This window comes from Paraburkholderia sp. SARCC-3016, assembly GCF_031119615.1.
Lineage (GTDB): Bacteria > Pseudomonadota > Gammaproteobacteria > Burkholderiales > Burkholderiaceae > Paraburkholderia.
Genome location: NZ_JAVHZD010000024.1, coordinates 112,727 through 131,891, shown reverse-complemented (window position 1 = coordinate 131,891; position 19,165 = coordinate 112,727). Strand labels below are relative to the sequence as shown.

General features: G+C 64.0%; 19 protein-coding genes. 3 read left to right on the top strand and 16 right to left on the bottom strand.

Annotation, left to right across the window (positions count from 1 at the left end; genetic code table 11):
• The first annotated feature begins 36 nt into the window (after positions 1-36).
• The gene (locus QYH69_RS23665; protein WP_308834169.1) at positions 37-465 is read left to right on the top strand and encodes a TlpA disulfide reductase family protein; all 429 of its coding nucleotides are present in this window, start codon (positions 37-39) and stop codon (positions 463-465) included.
• A gap of 331 nt (positions 466-796) precedes the next feature.
• The gene (locus tag QYH69_RS23660; RefSeq protein ID WP_308834168.1) at positions 797-2,362 is read left to right on the top strand and encodes a M35 family metallo-endopeptidase; all 1,566 of its coding nucleotides are present in this window, start codon (positions 797-799) and stop codon (positions 2,360-2,362) included.
• Between the two features lie 73 nt (positions 2,363-2,435).
• On the opposite strand, the gene QYH69_RS23655 is transcribed toward QYH69_RS23660, so the two are convergent.
• The 9 genes from QYH69_RS23655 to QYH69_RS23615 form a co-directional block, all read right to left on the bottom strand.
• Positions 2,436-3,785, bottom strand: a complete 1,350-nt coding sequence (locus QYH69_RS23655; protein WP_308834167.1) for a sigma-54 dependent transcriptional regulator — start codon at positions 3,783-3,785, stop codon at positions 2,436-2,438.
• Between the two features lie 19 nt (positions 3,786-3,804).
• Entirely contained in the window at positions 3,805-5,904 is a 2,100-nt protein-coding gene (locus tag QYH69_RS23650; protein ID WP_374992479.1) for an ATP-binding protein, read from the bottom strand.
• Positions 5,905-5,922: 18 nt separating this feature from the next.
• Positions 5,923-7,203 (bottom strand): dicarboxylate/amino acid:cation symporter, encoded by a 1,281-nt coding sequence (locus QYH69_RS23645; RefSeq protein ID WP_308834166.1) that lies wholly within the window; start codon positions 7,201-7,203, stop codon positions 5,923-5,925.
• A gap of 363 nt (positions 7,204-7,566) precedes the next feature.
• A complete protein-coding gene (gene ugpQ, locus QYH69_RS23640; RefSeq protein WP_374992480.1) occupies positions 7,567-8,343 on the bottom strand; it encodes a glycerophosphodiester phosphodiesterase in 777 nt (258 codons plus the stop codon).
• Between the two features lie 90 nt (positions 8,344-8,433).
• On the bottom strand, positions 8,434-8,958 hold the full coding sequence (locus QYH69_RS23635) for a DNA-binding protein (RefSeq protein ID WP_308834164.1): 525 nt from the start codon (positions 8,956-8,958) through the stop codon (positions 8,434-8,436).
• A gap of 2 nt (positions 8,959-8,960) precedes the next feature.
• Positions 8,961-9,242 carry a hypothetical protein gene (locus QYH69_RS23630; RefSeq protein ID WP_308834163.1) on the bottom strand — a complete coding sequence of 94 codons (282 nt, stop codon included), beginning with the start codon at positions 9,240-9,242 and terminating at the stop codon, positions 8,961-8,963.
• 301 nt (positions 9,243-9,543) lie between these two features.
• Entirely contained in the window at positions 9,544-10,557 is a 1,014-nt protein-coding gene (gene lipA / locus QYH69_RS23625; protein ID WP_308834162.1) for a lipoyl synthase, read from the bottom strand.
• Entirely contained in the window at positions 10,550-11,401 is an 852-nt protein-coding gene (lipB, locus tag QYH69_RS23620) for a lipoyl(octanoyl) transferase LipB (protein ID WP_308834161.1), read from the bottom strand. The genes lipA and lipB overlap by 8 nt, the downstream gene beginning before the upstream one ends.
• 130 nt (positions 11,402-11,531) lie before the next feature.
• On the bottom strand, positions 11,532-11,858 hold the full coding sequence (locus tag QYH69_RS23615) for a DUF2917 domain-containing protein (RefSeq protein ID WP_308834160.1): 327 nt from the start codon (positions 11,856-11,858) through the stop codon (positions 11,532-11,534).
• A 99-nt stretch (positions 11,859-11,957) separates the two neighbouring features.
• Between QYH69_RS23615 and QYH69_RS23610 the strand changes: the two genes are divergently transcribed.
• A complete protein-coding gene (locus QYH69_RS23610) occupies positions 11,958-12,968 on the top strand; it encodes a transcriptional regulator GcvA (RefSeq protein WP_308834159.1) in 1,011 nt (336 codons plus the stop codon).
• Here QYH69_RS23610 and QYH69_RS23605 read toward each other — a convergent pair.
• The 7 genes from QYH69_RS23605 to QYH69_RS23575 form a co-directional block, all read right to left on the bottom strand.
• Positions 12,934-13,203, bottom strand: a complete 270-nt coding sequence (locus QYH69_RS23605; protein WP_308834158.1) for a DUF493 family protein — start codon at positions 13,201-13,203, stop codon at positions 12,934-12,936. The genes QYH69_RS23610 and QYH69_RS23605 overlap by 35 nt on opposite strands.
• A 185-nt stretch (positions 13,204-13,388) precedes the next feature.
• Positions 13,389-14,612, bottom strand: a complete 1,224-nt coding sequence (locus QYH69_RS23600) for a D-alanyl-D-alanine carboxypeptidase family protein (protein WP_308834157.1) — start codon at positions 14,610-14,612, stop codon at positions 13,389-13,391.
• A 387-nt stretch (positions 14,613-14,999) separates the two neighbouring features.
• Positions 15,000-15,626 carry a serine aminopeptidase domain-containing protein gene (locus tag QYH69_RS23595; protein ID WP_308834156.1) on the bottom strand — a complete coding sequence of 209 codons (627 nt, stop codon included), beginning with the start codon at positions 15,624-15,626 and terminating at the stop codon, positions 15,000-15,002.
• A 43-nt stretch (positions 15,627-15,669) separates the two neighbouring features.
• A complete protein-coding gene (locus QYH69_RS23590) occupies positions 15,670-15,993 on the bottom strand; it encodes a (2Fe-2S) ferredoxin domain-containing protein (RefSeq protein WP_308834155.1) in 324 nt (107 codons plus the stop codon).
• Between the two features lie 198 nt (positions 15,994-16,191).
• On the bottom strand, positions 16,192-17,361 hold the full coding sequence (locus QYH69_RS23585; RefSeq protein ID WP_308834154.1) for a VanZ family protein: 1,170 nt from the start codon (positions 17,359-17,361) through the stop codon (positions 16,192-16,194).
• 103 nt (positions 17,362-17,464) lie between these two features.
• Positions 17,465-18,154 (bottom strand): ABC-type transport auxiliary lipoprotein family protein, encoded by a 690-nt coding sequence (locus QYH69_RS23580; RefSeq protein WP_308834153.1) that lies wholly within the window; start codon positions 18,152-18,154, stop codon positions 17,465-17,467.
• Positions 18,155-18,170: 16 nt separating this feature from the next.
• Positions 18,171-19,142: an MlaD family protein gene (locus tag QYH69_RS23575; protein ID WP_308834152.1), complete on the bottom strand. Its 972-nt coding sequence runs from the start codon at positions 19,140-19,142 to the stop codon at positions 18,171-18,173.
• Between the last annotated feature and the right edge of the window lie 23 nt (positions 19,143-19,165).

The window sequence follows — 19,165 nt, the reverse complement described above, 5'->3', positions numbered from 1 at the left end:
TAGCCATGTCGTTCTGTGAGCCAAGGAGTTGGTAGAATGTTTTGTCTTCCTAAGACCGCTTGGCCTCCGACTTCCTTGCTCTCCGGCCAGAAGGTCACAACGGGCGATCTGAAGGGCAAAGTCTATCTGGTCAACTTCTGGGCGACGAATTGCGACACCTGCATGAAGGAAATGCCGCAGATGATCGACACGTTCAACCGCTTCAAAGGCAAAGGTCTCGAGTTTGTCGCGGTCGCGATGAATTACGACGCGCCGATGTACGTCACCAACTACGCCGAAACGCGTCGTCTGCCGTTCAAGGTTGCGATGGACGATGGCTCTGCGGCAAAGCAGTTCGGCAATGTCCAGCTCACGCCGACCACGTTCGTCATTGGACGCGACGGCAAGATTCTTAAGCGCTATGTCGGCGAGCCGAGTTTCCAGGAACTCGACGCACTGCTCGATAAGGAATTGGGTTCGGCATAAACAGCAGGCAGTCACCTCGCTGCCGGAACATGATGAAGCCCGCGCAAATGCGCGGGCTTTTTTGTTGCCTGCCGCATCATGCGCGACGGGCGCGCTTTGCCCTTTCGTACGCTCTCCTGTCGGTTCCCCCTGCGTCGTTGCACATGTCGATGTGTAAGCCGGTGTGCGATTCCTGTATCTCACGGCGCGCGCACGCCAATGCTTAAATCGTTCGGCACGCGTGAGTACGCGTCATTCGAACGCAAGGTCCGCGAACGGCGGATCGTTGTGTGCGCATCGATCGGTCGGCGCATGTCGCGAATCCGCGCCATCACAAGAAGACGGGAACCTCATGAGAATCAGTGACTATCGCAAGACGTATGCGCGCGAAGGCGCGCCGGATCAAATGCCGTTACGAGTCGCGTCTGCCCCGCAAGCGCAGACGCGCACTTATGCGCCCGCTCAGCGCGCGCTTCTCGATACCGCGCCGGGCCCGTCTGCGCAGACCGGCGATGCACAGTACGGCACTGGCGACGCGCAAAACGGCAACCGCGACGACATCCGCTTGCCGGCGTTCAACGTCACCCAGCGGTTACGGCCTGACGATCCGGACGCACGAAGCCAGCCCGGAGATTCGACTGACGACGCAAACGGCAACCATGTCCGCGACCGGTGGGACGACGGCGGCACGCACGTGCGCGATACGTGGAATGACCAGAACGGCACGCGCGCGCATGAGACGTGGGACATGGACGGCACACACGTGCGCAACGCATGGAGCGAACAGACCGGCCAGCACGTACGCGACACGTGGGCAGCAGACGGTTCGCATGTGCACGACGCGTGGGACGAGCAAGGTAACCATGTGCAGGAAGCATGGACCGCGCAGGGTCAATATCTGCGCAACGCGTGGAACGAGCTGACCGCACGGACGCAGGACATGCTCAAGCATGGCAATACGGTCGATGCGGACCCGGCAACCAATCCGCGCGGCCCGGGTGGATTCGCACCTGCATCGCCGGGCGACGATTCGTCGCAGCCGGAGTCGATGCCTGGCGATGTCGGCGCTCGCCCGCCCGGAGCAGGCAGACCTCGTGCCGAACCCACCGTCGGAGAACCGGCGCAGCGCCCCGTCGGTGACGGCCGGTATGGCCACGGCGCGGCGGGTCCGGGATACGGGGGGCACGGCGAGCCCGGTTCAACAGGCCGTGGACATGGCCCGGGCGGTGGCGGTGGCGGCGGCGGCGGCGGCGGTGGCGGTGGCGGTGGCGGTGGCGGCGGTGGCGGTGGCGGTGGCGGTGGCGGTGGCGGCGGTGGCGGCGGTGGCGGCGGCGGCGGCGGCAACGTCGGCCAAATGCCGAATGCAGGCCCGGGCGGTCATGCGGCCCCGCCCGACATCGACGGCGGCGCGGGCGCATCGCAATTCTCGCAGGCGGCGTTGAATCGACTGAACGGCGCGCCGCAAAATCTCATGCATCTACTCGATCTCGCGCTCGGCAGGCTCGAAAAGTATGGCGCCAATGATCCGGAGGTTCAGCAGTGGTTCGGCAAGAATGCGAACGTCGATGAAATAAGGCGGACGTTGGAGAGGATGCGGCAGACACTTGCCTCAGGAGACTATAAATTCTCGCTCGACCCGCGAACCCGCGATAACTGGGAGATGGCACACGTGTTCCCCGGCGACGGATCGCACACGATCCACGTGAGGCCGCACATGCTCGACGCCGTGTTTGGTAAAAACACGCCCGAGGTCACGATTGCGCACGAACTGAGCCATTTCAACGATATAGCCGGCACACGCGATCTGATCTACGGCGACCAGAACGCATTGAACCTCGCCAGAACAAATAGCTCGGCCGCCATGCACAACGCGGAAAACTATGGGATGTTCATCCGGCAAGTGGCACAGCTCGCGTGACCGGTCTGGCAGCCGGGTCCGCCTTGCCCCGGCGCCGCCGGAGTCGCCGACACCGTGTCCGGAAGGATGCCGGCTACCGCTCGCCCTCTCCTCGCGCGACCAGCCCATACCGCTTGATCTTTTCATACAGCGTCGCCTTGCCGAGCTGCAAGCGGTCGGCGGCCAGGGCGACCGCGCCGCCCGCCTGCTCGAGGGCCTCGGCAATTACCGCGCGCTCGAACTGTTCGACACGCTCCTTCAGCGGCTGCGTGTCGCCGTCGTCAGCCGACGTCGCAACCGTATCGTCGACGATGCCAAGCACGAAGCGATCGGCCGCATTGCGCAGCTCGCGCACATTGCCGGGCCACTCGCGCTGTATCAGGCCTGTGCGCTGACGGTCGGTCAACATTGGCGCAGGCCGCTGGTAGCGCACCGCTGCATCGAGCAGGAAATGCTCGAAAAGCGGCACGATATCCTCGCGACGCTCGGACAACGGCGGCAGCGCAATCGTCACGACATTGAGCCGATACAACAGGTCACGCCGGAACGTCCCGGCCGCGACGTGCTCCGTCATATCGCCTTTCGCCGCGGCAACGATCCGGCAATCGACATGAACCGGCTGGTTTGAACCGAGCCGCTCGAGCACGCCATCCTGCAACACACGCAGCAGCTTCACCTGCAGCGCAAGCGGCATGCTTTCGATTTCGTCGAGAAACAGCGTGCCGCCCGACGCATGCTCGAGCCTGCCGATACGACGTTTGGCCGCGCCTGTGAATGCGCCCGGCTCGTAGCCGAACATCTCGGACTCGAACATCTGCTCGGGCAGCGCGCCGCAATTGACCGCGATAAACGGCTTGTCGCGGCGCGGCGACAGTTCGTGCAGGCTGCGCGCAATGAGTTCCTTGCCCGCGCCGGTGTCGCCGTTGATCAGCACGGCCGCATCGGTGGGCGCGACGTTCGCGATCAGCCGGCGCACCTGCTCGATGGCCGGACTGCGGCCGATAATGCGCGGCGCGACCGAGCTCTGTTCCGCCAGCTCGCGGCGCAGTGCGAGATTCTCGAGCACCAGCGTGCGGCGCTCGAGCGCGCGCCGTACCGTCTCGACGAGCCGCTCGGACGCGAATGGCTTTTCGATGAAGTCGTACGCGCCGTCGCGCATCGCCTGCACGGCCATCGAGATATCGCCGTGTCCGGTGACGAGGATCACCGGCACGTCGGGTGCGCGCTCGCGACATTGCGCGAGCAGGTCGAGCCCGCTCGCGCCCGGCAGCCGGATATCGCTGACCACGACACCGGCGAAATCGGCGCCGACCAGCTTCAGCGCGGACTCCGCCAGCGCATGCCCCATCACTTCGAAGCCCGCGAGCTGCAAGCTCTGCACGCTCGCGCGCCGCACGAGTTCGTCGTCTTCGACATACAGCACCTGAATGCTTTTCGTCACCATGATCGTCGCCAGATGAATGTCAGGTTCCCGCGGCAAGCGGGTCGCTGACCTGCGCGCGGGCGCGGCGCAGCGTCAGCGTGAAAGCCGCGCCGCCTTCCGCCACGTTACGCGCGGCAAGCGAGCCGCCGCAATCGCGCGCGATCGACGACGAGATCGCAAGGCCGAGCCCCAGCCCCCGCCCCATCTCCTTCGTCGTGAAAAACGGTTCGAACAGGCGCGGCAGCACGTCGGCCGGGATACCCGGGCCGTTGTCGCGGACCGTGATCGTCAATGTAGCCGCGTCGGACACTTCCATCTCGATTGCGATACGCGGTTCAGGCAGGCCAGCGACCGCATCGAGTGCATTGCCGAGCAGATTGATGAGGACCTGTTCGAGCCGTAGATCGTCGCAATTGACCATGAGCTGCGGATGCTCCGCATCGATATCGAAACGCTCGCGTGCCGGGTTCGCCGCGGTCGCATCGAGTACCGACACATCGACCGTCACGCCTTGCAAGCGCTTCTGCAACAGCCCGAGCACGTTGCGCAATGCGCGCGCGACCGGCGAGCGCGCATTGCGCGGCCGTGCACGGCCGACGAACAACTTCAGCTGATTCGTGATCTTGCCCATGCGCTCGGTGAGCGCCGCGATCGCCTCGAGATTTTCATGCGCGGCCGCCTGGTCGCCGCGTTCGAGCAGCACGCGGGTGTTGTCGGAAAAGCTGCGCAACGCGGCAAGCGGCTGGTTCAGCTCGTGCGTGATGCCCGCCGCCATCTGGCCGAGCGCCGCGAGCTTGCTCGCCTGGATCAGTTCGTCGTGTGCGGCGCGCAGTTCCTGTTCGGCACGCGCGCGTTCGCGCACCTCGTTTTTCAATTGCTCGTTCGCCTGCGAGAGGTCCGCGGTCCGCTCCGCGACACGCTCGTTGAGTTCGGCATACGCCTTTTGCAACAGCGCACGGCTTTTCATCACTTCGCGCACGCGCGCGCGGCGCATGCGCCAGTAGAACAGCAACAGACACAGCGATACGTAGCCGAAGCCGGTCACGACCGTCGCATAGCGGGCGTCGGCGTTCACCGGTTCGACCGGCGACATCGTGATCAGATGCCAGTCGGGTTCGCCGAGTGCGCGGCTCGACGCGAGATAGCGCGGTGCATAGCGGCCGCCGCCGATCCGCACGATCCGGGCGCCGCCGGCGAGCGTGCGCTCGACGGTCATCGGCAGCGGCGTGATCGGCTGCTGCGCGTACTGGCGCGTCTGCCGGATCGAATTCATCACCTCATTCGGAAGCGGACGCACGGTGTGGTACTTCCACGCGGCCACCGAAGACAGAAAGATCACGCCGTGATCGTCGGTGACGATCAGCGGCTCCGATGCATCCGCGCCCTGAAACCACTCGAGATTGAGCTTGACGACCGCAACGCCGACGATCTTGCCGCCGCGCATCACCGGTTGCGAGATGAAGTAGCCGGGATCGTGCGAAGTCGTGCCGATCGCGAAGAAGCGGCCGACGCGACCCTGTATCGCCTCGATGAAATATGGCCTGAACAGATATTCGACGCCGATGAAACTGTCCGCGTCGAGCCAGTTGCTGGCTGCCACGCAAATGCCGTCGGCTTTGATGATATAGGTGACGTTCGCGCGGGCCTGACGGTTCAGGTCTTCGAGATAGTGGTTTGCGCGCGCGACATTGGCCTCGGTGGGCGCAACGACGACATCCTGCACGACCGGATGTTCCGCGAGCAGATACGGCAACGACTCGTAGCGCTCGAGCGTACTTCTGAGCGCGCTCGTGGTGCGATCGGCGCGCGCGGCCGCATTCAGACGCAGCGCTTCGATGCCGCGCTGCCAGCTCACCGACCACGTGAGCCCGCATGCCGCCGCGAGCCCGGCGACGAGCGCGAAGAAAACGAGCAGACGGCGCGTCACGGTAACCAGGTCAGGACGATGGGAGTCGCCTATTGTGGCACATTGTGCAGCGCCGTCTGCGTCCAGCGAGGCGCGATCCGCCTTCTGCGCGGCGGCGGATGCGTCTCGCGCCGCGCCGTTCTTATTGTTGGAAAGCCGCGTGCGATACGTCTGTTGCGTAGCTTGCGCGGTTGCGGGCGGCGCCGCCGTGCCTCGCGGCGCCGTGGTCCCCATGGCTAAAACCCTGGTCGCTCAAACTTCGGCCGGTTCGTTGACCGACACGTCGCGCTGCATCACCGCGCGCAGCTTCGAGCGGTCGAGTTCGCGTTCCCATGCGGACACGACGACCGTCGCCACACCGTTGCCGACGATGTTGGTCAGCGCGCGGCATTCGCTCATGAAGCGGTCGATCCCGAGAATCAGCACCATGCCCGACAGCGGGATCGTCGGTACGACTGCGAGCGTCGCCGCAAGCGTGATGAAGCCTGCGCCCGTCACGCCGCTCGCGCCCTTCGACGTCAGCATTGTCACGGCGAGCAGCGTCAACTGCTGCGTCAGCGTCAGATCGGTGTTCGTCGCCTGCGCGATGAACAGCACCGCCATCGTCATATAGATATTGGTGCCGTCGAGGTTGAACGAGTAGCCGGTCGGCACGACGAGACCCACGACCGAACGCGAACAGCCGAGCTTCTCGAGCTTCAGCATCAACTGCGGCAGCGCGGCTTCCGACGAACTGGTGCCGAGCACGATCAGCATCTCTTCCTTGATGTAAGCGACGAAGCGGAAAATATTGAAGCCGACCACGCGCGCGATAAGGCCGAGCACGACCACCACGAACACGATCGACGTCAGATAGAACGTGCCGATCAGCTTCAGGAGCGGCAGCAGCGAGCCGATGCCGTACTTGCCGATCGTGAACGCCATTGCACCGAAGGCGCCGATCGGCGCGAGCTTCGTGATGATCTTCACGATGCCGAACAGCACGCCCGAGATGCCTTCGATGAAGTCGGTGACGACTTTGCCGCGTTCGCCGATCGTCGCGAGCACGCTGCCGAACAGCAGCGCAACGAGCAGGATCTGCAGGATTTCACCTTGCGCGAACGCGGACGAGATGGTGTCCGGAATGATGTGCATCAGGAACTCGACGCTCGACTGGCCGTGCGCTTTCGCCGCATACGAGGCAACCGCCTTGCCGTCGAGCGTGGCCGGATCGATGTTGAAACCGACGCCGGGCTTGAGCACATGCGTCGCGATCAGGCCGAGCACGAGCGCGAAAGTCGAGACGATCTCGAAGTACAGCAGCGCCTTGCCGCCGACGCGCCCGACCTTCTTCATGTCCTGCATGCCGGCGATACCGGTCACGACCGTACAGAAGATGATCGGGCCGATCACCATCTTGATCAACTTGATGAACGCGTCGCCAAGCGGCTTCATGTCGACGGCGAACGCCGGCGAGAAGTGTCCGAGCACGATGCCGATAATGATGGCGGCGATCACCTGGACATAGAGGATTTTGTAGAAGGGTTTCTTCACGATGGTTCCTGCGATGGAGTAAGCGACAGGCTCGTCACGCGGCGCATCATGCGAACGGAGTTCGTACGCTTGTGCGCGGGCGACAAGCCGCTACAAGACGACGATTTCAGAAGGTCCAGGACAGGAATTCAGGCATCGTTGTCTCCTTGCTTTATTTATAAGCAGCACCGCAAGCGTGCCGCGTCGGACATATCGCAAGGTCGATGCCAATGCGAGCCAGCATGGCGACGCATTGATTTCTAAAGCTATTTTTAGCCCGCACAGGCGCGTGCGTCCCGGTTTCCGGAAATCCGGAATTGGTATGTCGGGGATTCCGGAATGTGGACGTAAGGTAAAACCCCTACACGCGCACAGGTTGCGGGCTCAGCGCAACATGGCTTCGGTGATCAGATCGAGGCGGTCGGTGCAGATCATGTCGACACCCCATTGCACGAGTTCGCGCGCGCGTACGGGGTCATTCACCGTGTAGGCGAGTACGCGCAAACCAGCCGCGCGAATTTCAGCAACGAGGGCATCGGTCAGATGCCTGTGATCGGCGTGCAGCGATACGCACTCGAGTTCGTGCACGATGCGCCGCCAGTCGCGAGGCACTGCATCGAACAGCATGCCGCGCGGCAGCGTCGGCGCAGCCTTGCGTGCCGCGGCCAATGCGTCATACGAGAATGACGACAGCAGCGGCATTTGCGAGCGCCGCCACAGCGAAAGCGCCGCCGCAGCGACGAACTCGCCCGTCAACGCGTCGCGGCCGGGGCAGGGCTTGATCTCGATGTTGGCTGCAAGCGCATCGCGTTCGCAACGGGTTGCCGCATCGGCAAGCGTGGGCAGGCGTACGCCTGCGAATCGGCGATCAAACCACGAGCCCGCGTCGAGCGCGGCCAATTGCGCCCACGTGTGCAGCGCCGCTGCGCCGCAACCGTTTGTGGTTCGATCGAGCGTGTCGTCGTGCAGCAGGAAAATCTGATTATCCGCGGACAGCTTCGCATCGAATTCGACCATCCGGTAACCGTGCTGCACGCACGCGTCGAATCCGGCGAGCGTGTTTTCGGGCGCGAGCTTACCGCCGCAACGATGCGCGACGAGCCGAGGGTACGGCCAATGCGTCACTTCGACTTCCGCTTCACCGGCGATTCCGTTTGCCATCATCCGCCTGCCTCAGTTGAGATACTGCTGCCGATATGCTGCCGTCGATGTAACGAAGCGCGCTTCCCGCATGCGGCCTCGTAAGGGTGACTACGCAACCAGCATGCGGACTTCACGTTGCATGCGTGTGGTCATCTGGCGCCCCTCTTTCGCCAGGTTGATCTGCATCGCGGTGGATGCGACATCGATCAGGCGCTGCTCGAGGTTGTAGTGGCACTTCGCCTGCAGCCACGCAAGGATATCGGCCAGATGCCACACTGTCGTCGTTCCTTCGTGTACGGGCGTAGGGAAACTCGTCGCATGTTTGAGCATCAGCTTGCGCATGTTCTGGCGCGTCACGCCAACCGCCTGCGCGGCATCGGTCAGTCCGACGAAATCGGGGGCAGCCTCGATCAGCCTCGCTGACGGAACAACCGACTTGACGCTTGCAAGCGCACTGACCAGCGCTTCATCGGCCGCCTCCGCCTCACGCGTGAATTCGAGTGCGATACGACCGGGAAGACCAACGCCGATCAATGCATCGTCGCACCCGGCAGCGCCGAGCCTTTCGACGAGCTCGTCCAGATCGGCATCGGCTTCCGGCAACTGGTACTTCAGCGTAAAGATGTACTCCATTGCTACTCTCCCTGCGGCGCAAGCCGCATTGCTGCCTTGTGCCTCATGTGCGTCGCACAGTTTTCGATAACCCGTCTTAACCCGTTGGCGTGGTTACCGGCGCTGCGCGGCGTGCACCAGACACAACTGATACAAAATTCTCCGCAACGACATTCGTCGCCTTTATACGGGCAATAAAGCCTTCCCCATGCATGCGCTGCGCCGACTTCGATGCGCCAGCCTTCCGCCTCCGCACGTTTGAGCGCTTTTTCGACTTCCTTTTTTGGGTGAACTGATCGCGACATATGGACCTCAAGACTAACGGCATTGAACTAAGTTGTCAATTGACAACAATTTCGAGATGAAGCGTATTTCGGTGGACGTTTGGCGTCCGCCGTTTGTCTAGCCGACTAAAAGATCACTCATCGGATGCCCTCGCAATGTGTTCGAAGAACAGGCATCGTGCCTGGCAAACCGCGCTACATCAATATGCCGAACGATGTAGTCCGAACCATCTCTCAACGGGAACATCCCGATGACGGGCAACAAAAAAGCCCGCTAAAAAGCGGGCTTTGCGAGACTTCTCCGAGGTGCAGCGTGGGGTGTTCAGACCACTCCTGCTCCGTGTGCCTGCACATCGGCGTGGTAGCTCGAACGCACCATCGCGCCGACGGCCGCGTGCGTGAAGCCCATCTTGCAGGCTTCTTCTTCGTACATCCTGAAGGTGTCGGGATGCACGTAAGCACGCACCGGCAGGTGGTGTTCGGACGGCTGCAGATACTGGCCGATCGTCAACATGTCCACATCATGCGCGCGCAGGTCGCGCATCACCTGCAGGATTTCTTCTTCAGTCTCTCCAAGCCCTACCATCAGCCCGGACTTCGTCGCGACGTCGGGATGCAGCGCCTTGAAGTCTTTGAGCAGCTTCAGCGAGTGCGCGTAGTCGGAGCCCGGACGCGCCTCCTTGTACAGACGCGGCACCGTTTCCAGGTTGTGATTCATCACGTCGGGCGGAGCCGCGTTCAGGATGCCGAGCGCACGATCGAGACGCCCGCGGAAATCCGGCGTCAGAATTTCGATGCGCGTCTCGGGCGACAGCTCACGCGTCTTCTCGATGCACTCGACGAAGTGCGCCGCGCCTCCGTCGCGCAGATCGTCGCGATCGACGCTCGTGATCACCACGTACTTCAGCCTCAACGCCGCGATCGTGCGTGCGAGATTGAGCGGCTCATCGGCGTCGAGCGGATCGGGCCGGCCGTGGCCGACGTCGCAGAACGGGCAGCGGCGCGTGCATTTGTCGCCCATGATCATGAACGTGGCCGTGCCCTTGCCGAAGCATTCGCCGATATTCGGGCAGCTCGCTTCCTCGCACACGGTATGCAGGTTGTGCTCACGCAGGATCTGCTTGATTTCGTAGAAGCGCGAATTGCCGGTTGCCGCCTTTACGCGGATCCAGTCCGGCTTCTTCAGTTTTTCGATCGGAACGATCTTGATCGGAATGCGCGCTGTTTTCGCCTGTGCCTTCTGCTTGGCGGTCGCGTCGTAAGCGGTAGGGGCCGCAGGGGCCGCGCCAGTATTGGCAGAGGATTGGCCTGCGAGGTTCGCGGTAACGTCAGTCATTCGTTCGTTCCAGTGAGGCGGTGGCGGCACCGGCCTGCGATTGGGCAGAGTGGGCGGCGGCTCTCGAAATGCCGTCGATGTTTGCGGTGAGGCACGCGGCCAGCGTGCGCGCTACGTCGTTCCAGTCCGCATTCGCGCCGAGTGTTGCCATATCGACCGTTTCGAGGCCGGCGTAGCCGCATGGGTTGATTGCGAGAAACGGCTCAAGATCCATCTTCACATTCAGGCTCACGCCGTGATAACTGCAGCCGTTGCGAATCTTGAGACCCAACGCGGCGATCTTGGCGCCGGCGTGCTGCCGTGCGGCAAGCCCCGGCGCGACATAAATACCAGGCGCGCCAGCTTTGCGTTCTCCGGCAAGATTATACGCTGCGAGCGTCTCGATCACGGCCGCTTCGATCCGCGTGACGAGCTCGCGCACCATCAGTTTGCGGCGGCGCAAGTCGAGCAGCAGATAAGCGACGACCTGACCCGGGCCGTGGTATGTGATCTGCCCGCCGCGATCGACCTGGACGAGCGGAATGCCACTGTCGGCTGCGAGCAGATGCGCAGGGTCGCCGGCCTGGCCGAGCGTGAAAACGGGCGGGTGCTCGACAAGCCAGATTTCGTCGACGGTTTCGGCCGTGCGCGACCCGGTGAAGGCACGCATTGCGTCGAAGCTCTGCTGATAAGGTTCGACGCCGCGCCAACGCAGCAGAACCGGCGCTGCGACAGCAGCATGAGCGGAACCGGACGCCGTCGCGGCGCCCGCGGGGATTTCAACGGAAGCCGTTTCGGACAGCGCCGCTCCGGCAGCGGTAGTGCCGGAAGGCGCGACAGGCAGGGTAACCGGCGTGGCACACATAATCGCGCAAGTTTACCGAAATCTTGCGCACCTCGCCGGCCCAGACCCCGCTCCGCGGACATGATGGCCGTTTGCGAACGCGTGGAAGCGCGTTCAACGTCGGTTCGTCATACGTTATGCGTCGCTTGTCTCATACGGTTAGCCAGCCACCGCGCATCCGCGCGCCGAACCGCTCGGCGACACGCGCAAACCAGTTGATCGCCCGTTCGCCGGCACGCTTCGGCACGAAGAACTCGACGCACGCGTGCGTCTTGCCTTCGGCGCTCAGCCACAACCGTTCGCCGCGCCGCAAGCGCAGCGTTTTGCCCGGCTCGAGCCAGTAATCCTCGACGTCGTCGCTACGCGTGACCCACACCGCGCCGCCGTGAACGGTCAGCTGCGTGCTGTCCGTGACGCGCAGGGGCACCGTTTCGCCATTGCCGACTTCGAACCAGATGCTAGAGGAAATTTCTCGCATGACACTCTCTCAAAAAAGCGTTCCATGGCTAGAATCGTAGTCACGACAAGGATTTGCCCCAAACGATCATTTTTCACGCATATGTGAGAAAAATTAGCAATGGACCTTCGCGATCTCCCCACGCTAAACGCGGTCAAGGCATTCGAAGCCGCTGCGCGACACGAGAGTTTTTCGCGCGCGGCAGACGAGCTGTTCGTCACGCACGGCGCGGTCAGCCATCAGATCCGGGCGCTCGAAGCGGAACTGGGCGTCACGCTATTCACCCGCGAGGGCAAGCGCCTGAGGCTGACCGACGTCGGCCGGCGCTACGCCGTGCGCGTGCGCACCGCGCTCGTCACGCTCGCCGAAGCAACGCGCGAAATTCGCGCGAGCGACCGCGAACGGCGGCTCGTCGTATCGATCCTGCCGTCGTTCGCGGCGCGCTGGATTACGCCTCGTGTCGGCAGCTTCATCGAGTCGCATCCGCAATGGGATCTCGAACTGCAAACGAGCAATGTGCTCGTCGACTTCGCGCGCGACGACGTCGACATCGCGATCCGGTTCGGCTATGGCCGGTATCCGGGACTGCACGTCGAGTTGCTGCTCGAAGAGGTGTTCTTTCCGGCGTGCACGCCCGATTTTAACGGCGGCAAGCTGCCGAAGACGCCGGCCGAGCTTGCGAACTTGCCGCTGCTGCGCTCGGACGATCAGTTGTGGAAGCGATGGTTCGACGCAGCAGACCTGCCGGACTGGCCCGAACCGAGCCGCGGCGTGCTGTATCAGGATTCGTCGAACCTGCTGCAGGCGGCGATGGATGGCCAGGGCGTGGCGCTTACACGCCGTGCGCTCGCGATGCACGAAATTGCCGAAGGACGGCTCGTGCGGCTATTCAATATCGATGGCCCAAGCCCGTGGCAGTACTTTTTTGTCTGCCCGCCGCAGTTGCGGCACACGCCGCGCGTCGAAGCGTTTCATGACTGGATCTTCGGCGAAGCGCAGCAGTTCGGGGCGCAGATCGAAGCAGTCTGCGCGGGCTCGGGCGCCCCGACGAAACGGGCTCAGGCGCGCGCGAAGGGAGAACCTGCCCGGACTGCTGTTACAGCACCACCTTCACCATCGGATGCCCCGTAAGCGCGCGATAGATATCGTCGAGGTGTTCACGATTCTGCGCGCGTACCGTCACGGTCAAACCAATGTAGTTGCCGCCGCTCGACGGACGCGTTTCGATGCGCGCAGCGTCGAAGCTGCTGTCGAACTGCACGATTACCGCGGCAATCGTCGTGGCGAACTCGGGGTGCGATTTGCCCATCACCTTGATCGGGAAATCGCATGGAAAGTCGATCAACGATTCTTTCTCGGCGCTCATACCTTCGCCTCCTTGCGACAAGCCGCGCGCGCACCTGCGCGGCACGCATGCGGCGATTGAAACGGGCGGACCGCGCGTGGCGCCACCCCGGGACACACCGCAGGCCGGCAACCCGGGCGCCGACCCGCGACGCCCTCACTCCCACCGACACCAGCCCGGCGGCCGCCGGGCCACGGTCGCAATGCTTACTTCTTCTTGTTGAACATCAGCATCAGCGAATCCCATACGCGGCCGACGATACCCGCCTGCGGCACCGGCTGCAGCGCGACGACCGGGAACTGGGCCAGCGTCTTGCCATCCGACACGAGCTTCGCGGTACCGATCTGCTGGCCCGCCGTGATCGGCGCAATCAAAGGATCGGCATGCTCGACCTGCGGCTTGAGCTTGTCGCCGAGGCCCTTCGGCACCGTGATGTACTGGTCGGTGTTCACGCCGATCTTGACCGTATCCTGCGTGCCTTTGTAGACGCGCGGCGTTTCGATGACCTGCCCCGCCTTGTACAGACGCACGAGGTCGTACGCGCTATAGCCGTAGTTCAGCATCTTGAGGCTGTCCTGCACACGGTCGTGTTCCTTCGGCTCGCCCATCATGACGGTGACGAGGCGGCGCGACGCATCGGGCACGCCCGCCGCCGGCCGCTTCGCGGTCGCGATCAGGCAATAGCCGGCGGCCTCCGTGTGGCCCGTCTTCAGGCCGTCGACGGTCGGATCGAGCCACAGCAGGCGGTTGCGGTTCGGCTGCTTGATCTTGTTGTACGTGAATTCCCTGACCGAGAAGATGCTGTAATAGTCGGGATAGTCGCGGATCAGGCGCGCCGACAGCACGGCGAGGTCGCCCGCGGTCGTGTAGTGCTGCGCGTCGGGCATGCCGTTCACGTCGGCATAGTGCGTGTTCTTCATGCCGAGCTTTTGCGCTTCCGCGTTCATCATCGCGACGAACTGCGTCTCCGTGCCGCCGACCAGCTCGGCCAGCGCGATTGCCGCGTCGTTGCCCGACTGCACGATCATGCCGTAGACGAGGTCGTGCACGGTCACCGGCTTGTTCGCCTCGATGAACATGCGCGATTCGTCGTTGCGCACGCGGCGGACCGCGACGCTCGGCATCACGGTCTGATCCATCGAGATCTTCTTCGCGTCGAGCGCCTGGAACACGAGATACGCGGTCATCAGTTTCGTGAGCGACGCGGGTTCGACGCGCTCGTCCGGATTGCCCGATGCGAGCACCTGATTGCTCGTCGCATCGACGAGCACCCACGAGCGCGCATTCACGGCCGGCGGCGGCACCTGCGCGAACGCGCTGCTCGCGGCGACGAGCGACGCCGGCAGCACGACGCCGAGCATCACGGCACGGCTAATGGATTGGGGAACGAAAGACGCCAGTGACGGGAAGCCGGGTTTGGAAAAGCGCATAGGATCGGTTCGGACAGAAATGAGCAATCACGCGTGAGCGGCGCATAGCGTGGGCAAGCCGGTCAGCACGCGTCGCACCGCACTATGCGCGTCCTCGAAGAGGACAGCGGCAAGAACAGCGCGGCGCTTCTTGGACTGACGGCTAAAGGATCGGTTCGCGCAACGCGCCCTGCATCCGTCGCGGCGCGCATGGAAAAACGATGCGTGGTCAATGCATGATCGACGCGGAATCATTGCACGATGCCTGCGGCGGAACGGGGGCGCTGCGCCCAAAAAAGAGCGCCCATTATACGCGCCGCAGAACCCCATATTTGCAGCCGGGCCCCGCTTTTTACCGCGATTTACGGCTCAAGTGTTGTGTTCGCGCATCTTGCGGCGCGACCATGCTCAACGCCATGCGTCGACGATGATGCGCTTCAGGATGTGCAGCTTGCGATGCAGAAAATGCTCGGCGCCGGGAATCACGACAACCGGCAATTCCTGCGGCGTCGCCCAGTCGAAGACCGACTTGATCGGCACCGTTTCGTCGATTTCGCCGTGAATCACGAGCGTGTTTTCGGGCACCGGCGCGACGTCCCAGCGGCTCGCGGCGGTGCCGACGAACACGATTCGCTCGATCGCGCGGCCTTCCTCGCGAAGGGTTGCCGCCACATGCGACAGCACGAAAGTGCCGAACGAAAAGCCCGCCAGCACGAGCGGCACGTCGGACTGACCGGGCTGCGCGCGCATGTAATCGAGCACTGCGCGCAAGTCGTCCCGTTCGCCGATGCCGTCGTCGTGCGCGCCCTCGGTCGCGCCGACGCCGCGGAAATTCGCGCGGTACGTCACGTACTTCAGTTGCACGAGCGTGCGCGCAAGCGTCTGCGCAACCTTGTTGTCCATCGAACCGCCGAATAGCGGATGCGGATGTGCGACGAGCGCGATGCCGCGCGGCTCGCCGTCGGGCAGATCGAGCGCGACCTCGATCTTGCCGGCAGGACCGTCGATCAGGAATTTCTGCGTTTGAGCATTCATTGGCACCGCTTCCGGGTCAATTGATGGATCTTGATGGGACGAATTACCGATCGATTTTCAGACGCTCGACCACTTGGCCGTTCACGAGATGCGATTCGACGATTTCATCGATATCGCTCTTGTCCACGTACGTGTACCACGTCCCTTCCGGATAGATGACGATGGTCGGCCCTTCTTCGCAGCGGTCGAGACACCCTGCCTTGTTGATACGCACGTTGCCCGGACCGGCGAGGCCCAGCTGCTTCACGCGCTTTTTCGCGTACTCCTGCATTTCCTGAGCATTGCAGTTGGCACAGCACGGGCGTGCGGCACCCGGTTCGCGCTGATTCAGGCAGAAGAAAACGTGATACTTGAAATGTGGTTCCATCGGCGTTGACGCTAGGACGAAATGATTTTGAAAGTGCGGGGCGCGAGAGAACCGAAAGCGGGTCAGTCATACCGGTTCGGGGCTTCTGGCAGGAAGCGTTGTCGCTCGCCATTCGATCCGACCGATTATAGCGACCGCGTTCATGCGCCGCTCATGTACCCGCTTATGGTTCCGCTCGTTGCCGCTGACGCGCATCCATCAGCCGCGCCGCGTCCGGCCCGCACGCCGCCGCATGAGCCATGCACGCTCCGCCGAAAACGCCAGCCACACGAGTGCCGCATACGGCCATGTCCATGCGAGCCAGCGCGCAAGCCCGTTGAAATGGAGGTAGCGACCCTGGCGCCAATCGGCGAGCACGACATCGAAATACGGATTCACCGGCAGCAGATTGACGAAGACGAGCGACGTGGCGAGCGCGAGCGCCGCGAGCGTCGCGCGCCATCCGGGCGGCAGCGCGGGCGCGAGCAGCACGGCGACGGTGCCGCAAGCGAGGCCGATCAGCGCGCCGGGCGTCGCCCAATCGAAGGCGAGACCGCTTTGCGATTGCAGAAACGTCGCACCCGCCTTGACCATGAGCGTCGCGACGATGAACACCACGAGCAACAACCGGCGCGGCGCGCGCGTGCGCATCGGCAGCGAGGCGAGCGCGCCCACCGCAAGCAGGTTGAGCGCGGTGATCACGGCCTCCCAGCCATCTTCGGGCAGCCACGCCGCGACGAGCGCGGGCCACGCCGGCACGTGCCATGCGGCGGGCGCCCACGCGAGCAGCGTCTCCTGCATGCCCGCGTCGAAGCGCTGCCACAGCGCATGCGGCCAGTCGCCGACGCCGAACAGACGCGGCGCCGGGAACATCGTCGCGAACGGCCATAGTGCGACGATGCCGATGATCGCCGTGCTATCGCGCTCGAACCACAGGAAGCGGATGCGGCGCAACAGGCCGCGATCGAGCAGCGCGCCGGTCGCGGGCGACATCAGCGTCGCTCCGAGCAAGGCCCCGAGCGCGTTCGCGGCCAGATCGAGATTCGATGCGATGCGCGTCGGCAGCCAGGTCTGCCCCGCTTCCATCAGCGCGGACAGCAGCGTGCCCGCGCCGAACCCCAGCGCGACCGCCAGCGCGCCGCGCACACGCGGATAGACGGCCAGCACGACGAGCGCGCCGAACGGCACATAGCCGAGCACGTTCGTGACGACATCGAAAAGCGTGAGGTACTGCGGCATGGGATCGGTCAAATACGCGAACGGTGCGATCCCGAGCGAGCGCCAGCCGAAAAACGGATACCACGAGCCGTAGACGACAAGCGCCGCATAGAGCGCAAGCGCCTGCCTTGCGAACGCCGACGGGCGGTGCTGCCACGGCTTGTCGGTCATGCGGCGCAGCCCGGCGCGCACGGCGTGCCGCGTGTGGTTCCGCGGCTCGTCGCGCTGCCCCTTTCACCGCAAGTCCTGCGCATTGTTCCGCCCATGGGCCCGCTCATTGCGCCGCGACGAGCGCCTGCACGCCGAGCCATGCGCTGATCTGCGCGACGAGGTCGTCGCTGGCCGCCGCGAGCGCCCGCGTGCCGCCCGCCGCATCGGGCGTGCTGGCCGGCGCGCGCGCCATAAACGTGTGCTGGCCGATCAGCTTGCCGTGGAAGAACAGCGTCGCGCGCGCGGTCACGGCGCCGTGGCTTTGCGTCTGTCCGTCGAAGTCCTGCTCGAACTCGTCGAGCTCGACCTTCAGAACCGGCGCGTGCACACCGTCGCCGCCCGTCAGCACCGTGCCGCGCGACGACAGCGCGCCGCGCAACCGTTGCGTCAGCAACATCGCGGGCGGCATCGTCCAGTGGCTGTTCGCGTACGTGGCCGTACGCTGCGCATCCGCGTAGCTGAGCCGGTAGATCACCTTGTCCGAGCCGAGCATCTCGGGCGCCGTCACGTCGAGCACTTTCACGGTCGGCAGCGGACCGGCGCTGGCCACCTGCGCGGGCGGTCCGAGATCGTAGCGGATGTCTGAAATCGCCGCGGGATTGCCCGCGCATCCGGCGAGCAGAAAACCGGCGGCAAGCGCCGCGGTCACGGCGGGCATCGGCGCTGGCACGCGAGCCGTCGCCGGCGCGTGCCTGACGGGCGCGGACATCATCGGAGCGACGGATCGTACCAGGCGATGGTTCGTGCGTGACATGTGGGTTCCTTTCAGATCATTTCTGCGCCGATTGCGCGGCGGCAGCGGGCCACGAGAAGCCGTTCTCGCCCGGGCCCGGCGCCTCGCTCGGCGCGCCGAACAGAATGCTGCGCGGGCTTTCGCTGAACGTGTTCGCCGCCCTGTCGACCGAGCGCACCGCCGTGCGCACATCGTCGGCGAGCGAGTTCACCTTCGGCAGCGTGTCGTAGCCCACGCGCGACGACATTTCCTGCAACGACGCATTCATGGCGGTCAACGCATCGCCGGCCTGTTGCGCCGCCGTGCCGACCTTGTTCAGATTGGTTTCGAGCGGACCGTCCGATTTGTTCAGGCTCGTGATCAGCTGATTCGTCGACGCCAGCGTCTGGTTGAGCTGATCGACGGTGCCGGGCAGCTTGCCGGCCGTCGGTGCGATCTGCTGCGTCAGCGCGGTCACGCCGTCGGCCGCCTGCTGCAAACTGACGACGGTGGCCGCAATCTGCTTGCGCATGTCGGGCGACAGCAATTCGTCGACATCGCCGGCCACGCGCTCGAGTTCGCGCAGCAGCACGTCGCCGCGTTTTTGCAGCTGGTCGAAAAGGCCCGGATGCAGCGGCAACTGCGCGACGTCCTTGCTCGACGATGCAAGCGGCGTCTGGTCTTTGCCCGTATCGTCGAGTTGCACGAAGGCGATGCCGGTCACACCCTGCAGCGCAAGCGTGCCGAAAGTGGAATGCGTGATCGGTGCGCGCGTGTCGACGAGAATACGAATCACGATTTGCCCCGGATGGTTCCGGTCGAACTTCAGCGATTGCACCTTGCCGATGTCGAGCCCGCGAAAACGCACCGCCGCGTCCGGATAAAGCCCCGTTACATTGGTTCGCGCGATCAGATCGTAGGGCACGCGCACCGACCGGTCGACGTTGAACAGGAACGCCGCCACGCCGATCGCCAGCGCGAGCGCCACGGTGAAGAGCCCGGCCCAGAAGGCATGGGATTTGTTTTCCATCGTCAGGTTCCCCAGGTTCTCCG